This is a genomic window from Polaromonas sp., assembly GCF_039930745.1.
Lineage (GTDB): Bacteria > Pseudomonadota > Gammaproteobacteria > Burkholderiales > Burkholderiaceae_C > Polaromonas.
Map to the genome: position 1 here is coordinate 1 of NZ_JBDTTH010000121.1, position 9,145 is coordinate 9,145.

8 protein-coding genes are annotated in these 9,145 nt (G+C 63.1%); 5 read left to right on the forward strand and 3 right to left on the reverse strand.

All coding sequences use genetic code 11. The annotated features are described in order from the left end of the window. Positions 1–34: 34 nt before the first annotated feature. The 3 genes from ABI660_RS21595 to ABI660_RS21605 all read right to left on the reverse strand — a co-directional run bounded on the left by ABI660_RS21595 (position 35) and on the right by ABI660_RS21605 (position 2,808). The gene (locus ABI660_RS21595; RefSeq protein WP_348072009.1) at positions 35–439 is read right to left on the reverse strand and encodes an RNA-binding S4 domain-containing protein; all 405 of its coding nucleotides are present in this window, start codon (positions 437–439) and stop codon (positions 35–37) included. Positions 440–514: 75 nt separating this feature from the next. Then, positions 515–1,912 (reverse strand): sensor histidine kinase N-terminal domain-containing protein, encoded by a 1,398-nt coding sequence (locus tag ABI660_RS21600; RefSeq protein WP_348072011.1) that lies wholly within the window; start codon positions 1,910–1,912, stop codon positions 515–517. Between the two features lie 200 nt (positions 1,913–2,112). Then, positions 2,113–2,808 (reverse strand): response regulator transcription factor, encoded by a 696-nt coding sequence (locus ABI660_RS21605; protein WP_348072013.1) that lies wholly within the window; start codon positions 2,806–2,808, stop codon positions 2,113–2,115. A 364-nt stretch (positions 2,809–3,172) separates the two neighbouring features. Between ABI660_RS21605 and ABI660_RS21610 the strand changes: the two genes are divergently transcribed. From ABI660_RS21610 to ABI660_RS21630, 5 genes are all read left to right on the forward strand, one after another. After that, on the forward strand, positions 3,173–4,132 hold the full coding sequence (locus ABI660_RS21610) for a tripartite tricarboxylate transporter substrate-binding protein (RefSeq protein ID WP_348072015.1): 960 nt from the start codon (positions 3,173–3,175) through the stop codon (positions 4,130–4,132). Between the two features lie 153 nt (positions 4,133–4,285). Next, positions 4,286–4,798 (forward strand): tripartite tricarboxylate transporter TctB family protein, encoded by a 513-nt coding sequence (locus tag ABI660_RS21615; RefSeq protein WP_348072017.1) that lies wholly within the window; start codon positions 4,286–4,288, stop codon positions 4,796–4,798. A gap of 3 nt (positions 4,799–4,801) precedes the next feature. Continuing rightward, the gene (locus tag ABI660_RS21620) at positions 4,802–6,304 is read left to right on the forward strand and encodes a tripartite tricarboxylate transporter permease (protein ID WP_348072019.1); all 1,503 of its coding nucleotides are present in this window, start codon (positions 4,802–4,804) and stop codon (positions 6,302–6,304) included. Positions 6,305–6,440: 136 nt separating this feature from the next. Further along, positions 6,441–7,940 carry a sigma 54-interacting transcriptional regulator gene (locus ABI660_RS21625; protein WP_348072023.1) on the forward strand — a complete coding sequence of 500 codons (1,500 nt, stop codon included), beginning with the start codon at positions 6,441–6,443 and terminating at the stop codon, positions 7,938–7,940. A 144-nt stretch (positions 7,941–8,084) separates the two neighbouring features. After that, positions 8,085–9,145: substrate-binding domain-containing protein (locus ABI660_RS21630; protein WP_348072021.1), on the forward strand; the 1,061-nt coding region annotated here is incomplete at its 3' end.

Consider the following 9,145-nt stretch of genomic DNA (forward strand, 5'->3'; position numbering starts at 1 on the left):
GGCGGGCGCTACCAGCTATTAAAACAGGAGCATTTCAGTCGCTGGAGGCGCTCCAGCGGTTGTTCCAGTTCCGGCCCTGGGCTTTGTCCAGGGAGCGGCGGTCGCGTTTGGTCGGCCGGCCATGTTCCTGGCTGCCGGCCGGCTCACCGTTCATGCGGCGCTGCTCGGCTGCCTCTTCACGCAGGCGCACGCTATCGGGCGTTTCTTCGTAGAGCTGCTGCGCAACCGGCGCCGGTCCGCGCTGCTGGCTCAGGCCCCGGACGACAACAGTGCGGATGACCGGCCCCTGCCGCATGGCCACCGCGTCGCCGGCCTTGATCTCTCGCGCGGGCTTGGCATCCTGGCTATTGACCTGGATCCGGCCTTTGCCTATTTCTTCACTCGCCAGCGATCGGGTCTTGTAAAACCGCGCGGCCCACAACCACTTGTCAATTCGCATCGTTTCCCTCAGGTGCAGGCCGCCGATTGGCCGCTGGCCCGGTGGCTGCTTGTCGATATCGATATCGCCTGTTCATCAGTCATCATTGTGTACCAGCGGCAGGCGCACGGTCGCGTCCAGTCCGGCAATACGCCCATGGTCTTCACGGTTTTCCAGCGTGATGCTGCCACCCAGTGCCTGGGTGATCTCGCGGCAGATGGCCAGGCCCAGGCCAGAGCCGTGGCGCACATTGCCGGCTGAAAACGGCTGGTACAGGCGCGCCGCCAGTTCCGCCGAAATGCCGTGGCCGCTGTCGCTGATGGTCAGCGCCAGGTAGCGCGCGTCGCTGAGGAGCCGCACCGACAGCGAGCCGCCGCGCTGGCTGTGCTTGATGGCGTTGTGCAGCAGGTTCCGGCACAACTCGCCCAGCATCCATTCGTGGGCATTGACACGGGCCACCGTGGTTTCGATGTCAAAGTCCAGGTCCTTGTCGGCAATCAGGGGCGCGAGGTCCAGCGCGACGGCGCGCACAATGGCGGCCATGTCCACCGGCCCCAGGTCGGCCTGCTGGCGCAGTTGCTCGACCTTGGCCAGCGCCAGCATCTGGTTGGCCAGCAGGGTGGCGCGGTCCACGGTCTGGTTGATTTCGGCCAGCGCCGCTTGCGCGTCCATGTCACCGCGCAGCGCCGACTGCACCTGCACCTTCAGGACGGCCAGCGGCGTTCGCAGCTGGTGCGCTGCATCGCGCACAAACCGTTTCTGGTTGTCCAGCAGGTGCTGCAGCCGGCCCATGACTTCGTTGGTGGCATCGACCAGGGGCAGCAGTTCGCGCGGTGCATCGGGCGCGGCAATGGCCGTCAGATCCCCCTCGGGCCGCGCCTGCAACTCGGCACTGAGGCGGCGCACCGGCCGTGTGGCGCGCTGTACCACAACCACCGCCACCAGTGCAATCACGGCCAGCAGGAGTGCTTGCCGCCACAGGGTGTCGAACAGGATCTTCCGCGCCAGCGTGGTGCGCAACTCCAGCGTTTCCGCCACCTGGATGACGGCCATGCCCCTCCCGTTCGAGCTGGCGACCGGCTGCAGCAGCACCGCGATGCGCACACCGTCGCCCGCATACACGTCATCGTAAAAATCAACCAGCGCCGCATAGGGCGGTTTGGCCGGAATGACGCCACGCCAGAAGGGCAGTTGCGCAAAACCCGAGACCAGCTCGCCCTGGAGATTGGAGACGCGGTAAAACAGCCGGCTCTGGTTGTCGGCCTCGAACGCTTCCAGTGCCGCGTAAGGCACGGTGACGCGCAGCGCCGACTGCTCGTCGTAACCACTTACATCGAGCTGCTCGCCAATTGATTTGGCTGAGGCCAGCAGGGTGCGGTCGTAAGCGGTATTGACGGCATCCAGCGCATGGCTGTACAGGCTTGCGGTGTTGAGTGTGACAAGCAGGCCGACAGGAAGCAGGATGCCCAGCAGGATGTATTTGCGCAGGGACATGACCCTCACGCTTTTCACTTCGTGTGCCTCCGGCGTTGCGCTGCCCCTTTCACCGGAAGATGGGGCTGTGCTTGATTGGGGCGGCCCGGCGCTGAAGGCTTCGACCCCCACGCTTGTCACTTCGTGTAATGCGCTGCCCCCCCGGGGGGCTGTGCTTTCTTGGGGCGGTCCTGCGCTGCGCACGTCGGCCTCCACACCTTTCATGGCGCATCCACTTTCAGCAAATAACCCAGGCCGCGCAGGGTCACCAGGGTCACGCCGGTATGCGCTATTTTTTTACGCAGCCGGTACACCACCACTTCCACGGCTTCGTACTGCACCTCGGTTTCGCCGGGAAACACCAGTTCGAACAGCTTTTCCTTGGACACCGCCTGGCCTGGCTTGACGATCAGCGCTTGCAGCAGTGCCAGCTCGCGCGGCGTGAGTTCGAGGATCCGGTCCCGGTGGTAAATCGCACCGCTCTCCTTTTCATAGCGAAGTCCGCCTGCAACAGGGTCGCCAGCGCCCGATTCGGTGTTAGGGCCCAGGCGTCGGCGACTGAGGGCGCGGAGCCGGGCTTCGAGTTCGTCGAGGTCGAAGGGCTTGGGCAGGTAGTCGTCTGCGCCCGTGTTCAGGCCGATGATGCGGTCGCCTACCGTGCCGCGCGCCGTCAGGATGAGCACGGGCGTGGTCAGCCCCTGGCGGCGCGCCTGCTCCAGCACCTGCAGGCCGTCCAGCCCGGGCAGGCTCAGGTCCAGCACCACCACGTCGGGTTGTGCCGAGGTCCATTGCGCCAGCGCCGCGCGGCCGTCCGTGCAGCTCAGCACTTCCATGCCGCGCCGGCTCAGGGCACGTTGCAGTGCCGCCTGCATCGACGGGTCGTCCTCGATCAAAAGCAATTTCGTGGCAGATGACATGGGCAGGATTAGGGCCTGTTCACACTATTTATGCAAGTGCGAACGTGGTTAAAACAGCGCCAATCTAGGCGCGCGACGACACCCAGCCTGGGCGGCTGGGTTAGGAGTGCAACGACGAGTGATGTTGTTTTAACCATGCTCCTTTCGGGTTGCGGCCAAAAAGGGCCATGCGCAGCGTTGCAAAGCCTTGCCGGGCGTCAGCCCGGCTGCATTTTGCGCCTCGCGCATGACCTTTTTGACTCGCAACGCATCTTGCATAAATAGTGTGAACAGGCCCTAGCACTTTCCCCAATGCCTGCGGACAGCCGTTTGACAGACAGAAGGTGCATCATCGGCCTGTTATCACCACTACAAGGAGACACTCATGCGTCGCGACACCTTTCTGAAATCCCTGGCCGCCCTGGCCGCTACAGGCGCGTTCCCCCTGTCGGCCCTGGCTGCGGCCAATGTGAAAATGATGATTCCGGCCAATCCCGGCGGCGGCTGGGACACCACGGGCCGTGCCCTGGGCAAGGCCCTGACAGAGTCCGGTGCTGCATCCAGCGTGACCTATGACAACAAGGGCGGCGCTGCCGGTGCGCTCGGCCTGGCCCAGTTCATCAATGGCAGCAAGAACGATCCAAACGCCCTGATGGTGATGGGTGCAGTCATGCTCGGCGGCCTGATCACCGGCAAACCGCCGGTCAGCCTGTCGCAGGTCACGCCGGTTGCGCGCTTGACCAGCGAATACAACGTGTTTGTGCTGCCCGCCAACTCTCCGTTCAAGTCCATGAAAGAGGTGATCGCGCAGCTCAAGAAAGACCCCGGCAGCGTCAAGTGGGGTGGCGGTTCGCGCGGCTCCACCGAGCACATCGCCGCAGCCATGATTGCGCGTGAAGTGGGCGTGGATCCATCCAAGATCAACTACGTCGCTTTCCGGGGCGGCGGCGAGGCTACAGCGGCCATCCTGGGCGGTAACGTTACCGTGGGCGGCAGCGGCTACAGCGAGTTCTCGGAATACATCGCCACTGGAAAAATGAAGGCGCTGGCTGTCACGTCCGACACCCGCCTCAAAGGCGTTGATGTGCCGACGCTCAAGGAGCAGGGCATCAATGTGGTGATTGGCAACTGGCGCGGCGTTTACGGCGCGCCGGGCATTTCGGCTCCCGAGCGCCAGGCCTTGACCGACATGATTCTCAAGGCCGTCAAGTCCAAGAGCTGGAGCGAGGCGCTGGAGAAAAACAGCTGGACACCTGCCGTGCTGACAGGCGCAGCCTTCGACAAATTTGTCGATGACGACATGGCCAGCCTGCGTGCCACCATGGTCAAATCGGGCATGGTCTAAGCCTCGTCTTCCTCCGGCCGGGTCGCTGCCTGCCTTGGGTGGCGGCGCCGGCTGGCGGGACCTTCGGACTTTTTTTCGACAACCCTGTTTCGGCTGGCGGCGGGATGCCCCTGCATCTGCCCGGCGGCAGTTTCACTTTCGGATTGGCAAGCCATGACCCAAACTCAGGTTTCTATTCGTGCCCAGACGCTCATCGGCGCCGGCGTCGTGCTCCTCGCTCTCGGCCTCGCGGCGGGGGCTGTCAGCATTTCCTCGGCGGCCGGGTACGGCGGCGTGGGCCCCAATTTCCTGCCCTGGCTGGTGGCTGTCGCCCTATTTGTGTGCGGCTGCTTCATGGTCTGGGAGGCGCGCACCGGCGGGTTTCGCGCCCTCGATGAGCCGGCGGGCGCCGTCCAGGGTCACTGGGCGGGCTTTGCCTGGGTCTCGGCTGGTCTCTTGTCCAACGCCGCGTTGATCACCACCATCGGTTTTATTTTGAGTTGCACCTTGTGTTTTGTGCTCGCGGTCCAGGGACTGCGAGGAGCCGAGGGGAGGGCTGACCGACGGCCGGTGGCCTGGCTCAAGGACGCAGCAATCGGGTTGGCGATTTCCGCCCCAGTATTCTGGATGTTCACCAAATTCCTGGCGATCAATCTGCCGGGACTCACTTCATCGGGTTGGCTGTAAATCATGGACATTCTTAACCAACTGATGCAGGGCTTTGCGACTGCAGCCACCCCGATCAATCTGCTGTGGTGTTTTGTCGGGTGTGCGCTGGGCACGGCCATCGGCGTATTGCCCGGCATTGGGCCCGCTGTTGCGGTGGCCATGCTGTTGCCTATCACGGCCAAGGTGGAAGCCACGGCATCGATGATCTTCTTCGCCGGCATTTATTACGGTGCCATGTACGGCGGCTCCACCACCTCCATCCTGCTCAACACACCGGGAGAAACCGCGAGCATGGTCACGGCCATGGAAGGCAACAAGATGGCCAAGAGCGGGCGCGCCGGCGCCGCGCTGGCCACGGCGGCCATCGGCTCGTTTGTGGCCGGCACGATCTGCACGGTGCTGGTCACGCTGTTTGCACCCATCGTGGCGGAGCTCGCGGTCAAGCTGGGCCCTCCCGAATACTTCATGCTCATGGTGCTGGCCTTCACCACCGTCAGCGCGGTGCTGGGGAAAAGCACGGTGCGCGGCATGGCGGCGCTGTTTCTCGGACTGGCGGCGGGCCTGGTCGGGCTGGACCAGATCTCCGGTCAGGCACGTTACACGGGCGGCGTGCCCGAGTTGCTGGACGGCATCGAAATTGTGCTCGTGGCGGTGGGTCTGTTTGCCGTGGCCGAAGCGATGTATGCCGTGTTGTACGAGGGCCGGGTGGTCGAGACCCAGAACAAGCTGAGCAAGGTGCACATGACGGCCAGGGACTGGCGCCGTTCCTGGCCCGCCTGGCTGCGGGCTACGGCCATAGGCGCACCGTTTGGCTGCATTCCTGCTGGCGGCACCGAGATTCCGACCTTCCTGAGTTATGCCGCCGAGAAGAAGCTCGCCAAGGGCGACAACAAGGATGAGTTTGGCACCGTAGGCGCCATCGAGGGCGTGGCCGGCCCGGAGGCCGCCAACAACGCCACGGTCACCATGGCCATGATCCCGCTGCTCACGCTGGGCATTCCCACATCGAACACCACGGCCATTTTGCTTGGCGCCTTCCAGAACTACGGCATCCAGCCTGGCCCGCAGCTGTTCACGTCGTCGTCCGCCCTGGTGTGGGCGCTGATCGCCTCGCTCTACATCGGCAATGTGATGCTGTTGGTGCTGAACCTGCCCATGGTTGGCCTGTGGGTCAAGCTGCTGAAGATTCCCAAGCCTTACCTGTACGCCGGCATCCTGATTTTTGCGACCGTCGGCGCCTATGGCATGCGGCAAAGCGCTTTTGATTTGTTCCTGCTCTACGGCATCGGCGTGCTCGGGGTGGTGATGCGGCGCTTTGACTTTCCGACCGCGCCCGTGGTGGTCGGCATGATCCTGGGCCCGTTGGCAGAAGCGCAGTTGCGCAACGCCATGTCCATCGGTGAGGGCAGCGCCATGGTGTTCCTGCAGCGCCCGGTATCGGTGATCCTGATCGTGGTTGTGCTGGCGGTGCTCATCCTGCCGCGCCTGGCCAGACGATGGGCAGCCCGCCGCCTGGTGGTCTGAGACCGGAAGTCTGCGCAGAAAACAGGGCTCCCGCCCGGGAATGACGGGTACAAGTCGCTACAGCAATACGGGTGCTGGAAACACCGGCGCTGAGCCGGACTCGGGCAGGGCAGCGGTGTCGCGCTACCATCTGCGCATGGAATACACCGACACCACTGCCCATGGCCTGCCTCGCGATGCCCAGAGCATCCTGGCCCTGGCGGCGCGGTCCATGTTCCAGCTGTTTTCCAGCATCAGCCAGGGCATGTTCCTGGTGGACCGCACCGGCCGCATTGTCTGGCTCAACGAGGGCTACAAGCGTTTCCTGCCGGCGCTGGGTTTTTCGTCGGTGGACCAGTTTGTCGGCCACATGGTCGAAGAAGTCATCCCGAACACGCAGATGCGGCGTGTGCTGGAAACCGGCGAAGCCTTCCTGATCGACCTGCTGACCAACCGCGCCGGCACCTTTGTCGTCAGCCGCATTCCGCTGCGCGACGAAGGCAGCGGCGACGTGATAGGCGCCATTGGCATCGTGCTGTTCGATCACCCCGAGACCACCTTGCAGCCGCTGATCAGCAAGTTTGCGCTGTTGCACCGCGACCTCGACGATGCGCGTCGCGAACTGGCCAGCCAGCGCCTGCAGCACACAGGCGGACAGCGCCAGTCCAAACACACGTTTGCGAGTTTCATAGGCACCAGTCCGGCTGCCGTTGAGGTGAAGCGCCAGGCGCGTCGCGCGGCGCAGACCTCGAGCCCGGTGCTGCTGCTGGGCGAAACCGGCACCGGCAAGGAGCTGCTGGCCCACGCCATTCATGCGGCGTCCAGCCGTGCGCGCGGGCCTTTTATCAGCGTCAACATTGCGGCTGTGCCCGACACACTGCTGGAAGCCGAGTTCTTCGGCGTGGCACCCGGCGCCTATACCGGTGCCGACCGCAAGGGGCGTGAAGGCAAATTCAAGCTGGCCGACGGCGGCACACTGTTCCTCGACGAGATCGGCGACATGCCGCAGGCGCTGCAGGTCAAGCTGCTGCGCGCGCTGCAGGAAGGCGAGATCGAACCGCTGGGCTCCAACAAGTTGATTCCGTTCGACGCACGGGTGATCGCGGCGACCTCGCGCGACCTGGCCATGCTGGTGCGCGAGGGCAAGTTCCGTGAGGATTTGTTTTACCGGCTCAATGTGCTGCCGGTGCGCGTGCCGCCGTTGCGCGAGCGCCGCTCCGATATCCCGGCCCTGCTCGAAGTGCTGGGTGAGGAGATGGCGCTGCGCAGCGGCGACCGCCAGCCCGAGCTCTCGGCCGATGCGCTGGCCCTGCTGTCAGCGCAAACCTGGCGCGGCAATATCCGCGAGTTACGCAATGTGCTTGAGCAGGCAGCCATGCGCAGCGATTCGGCCAACATTGAACGCGTACAGTTTGAGGAAGTCCTGAAAGAAGCCGGTATTGAACGCATCGTGCCGGTACCGGCGGCGCTTGAAGGGAGCGAACTGGCGGTTTCCGACCCTCTTCGGCCGCTTGCAGAACAGGTGGCGCAGGTCGAGCGGCGCGCGATTGCCGCTGCCCTGGCGGCCACGGGTGGCAACAAGCTTGCGGCTTCGCGGTTGTTGGGAATCTCGCGTGCCAAGCTCTACGAACGTCTGGATAACCCTGATCGAAAATAATGCAGTTGTATTAAATAAATACAAAATTATTGTATTAAATTTGAGCAATCAATAATTGACTTAAAAAATATCCATATAAATCAATAGCTTGAAGTTGGCATGGCCTGTGCATTCCTGGTGCATAACCCACACAGGAGACATTCCATGCATCGTCGCACCCTGATCGCGCTTGCCGCCATCGCCACTTCCCTGGTTTCGCCGCTGGCCCTGAGCCAGTCCAAAGACATCAAGATTGCGCTGATCGCCAGCAAGACCGGTCCGCTGGAGGCTTACGCCAAGCAGACCATTGTTGGTTTCAATATGGGCCTGAGCTACGCCACCGGCGGCACCATGATGGTGGCCGGCAAGAAGCTGGTGGTCATTGAAAAGGATGACCAGGGCAAGCCCGACGTGGGTAAGGCGGCGCTGGCCGCGGCCTACGCCGACGACAAAGTGGACATTGCCGTGGGTCCAACCGCCTCGCCCGTGGCGCTGGCCATGCTGCCGGTGGCCGAGGAATACAAGAAAATCCTGCTGGTCGAGCCTGCCGTGGCCGACAGCATTACCGGCGACAAATGGAACAAGTACATTTTCCGCACCGGCCGCAACTCCAGCCAGGACGCCGCCGCCAATGCCGTAGCGCTGGACCAGCCAGGCAATGTGGTCGCCCTTCTGGCCAACGACAATGCCTTTGGCCGTGATGGCGTGAAGGCCGCCAAGTCGTTCATGAAGAACGCCAAGATTGTTCATGAAGAGTACCTGCCCGTGGGCACCACAGACTTCACGGCCGGCCTGCAACGCATTGTGGACAAGCTCAAGGACCAGCCGGGTAACAAGTACCTCTCGGTGGGCTGGTCGGGCAGCCCGACGCCGTTTCCGAAGATTGCCGATCTGGAACTGGAAAAGCGCTTCGGCATCAAGCTTGCCACCGGCGGCAACATCCTGCCGGCCATGGTCGCCTACAAGAGCTTCCCGGGCATGGAAGGCGCGCTGTACTACTACTTCGGCATCCCCAAGAACCCTGTAAATGATGCGATGGTGGCTCAGCACTACAAGCAGTTCAAGGCACCGCCAGACTTTTTCACAGCGGGCGGTTTCTCGGCAGCCATGGCTGTGGTGACGGCGCTCACCAAGACCAATGGCGACACCAATACCAACAAGCTCATCACCACCATGGAAGGCATGAGCTTTGACACGCCCAAGGGCAAGATGACCTTCCGCAAGGA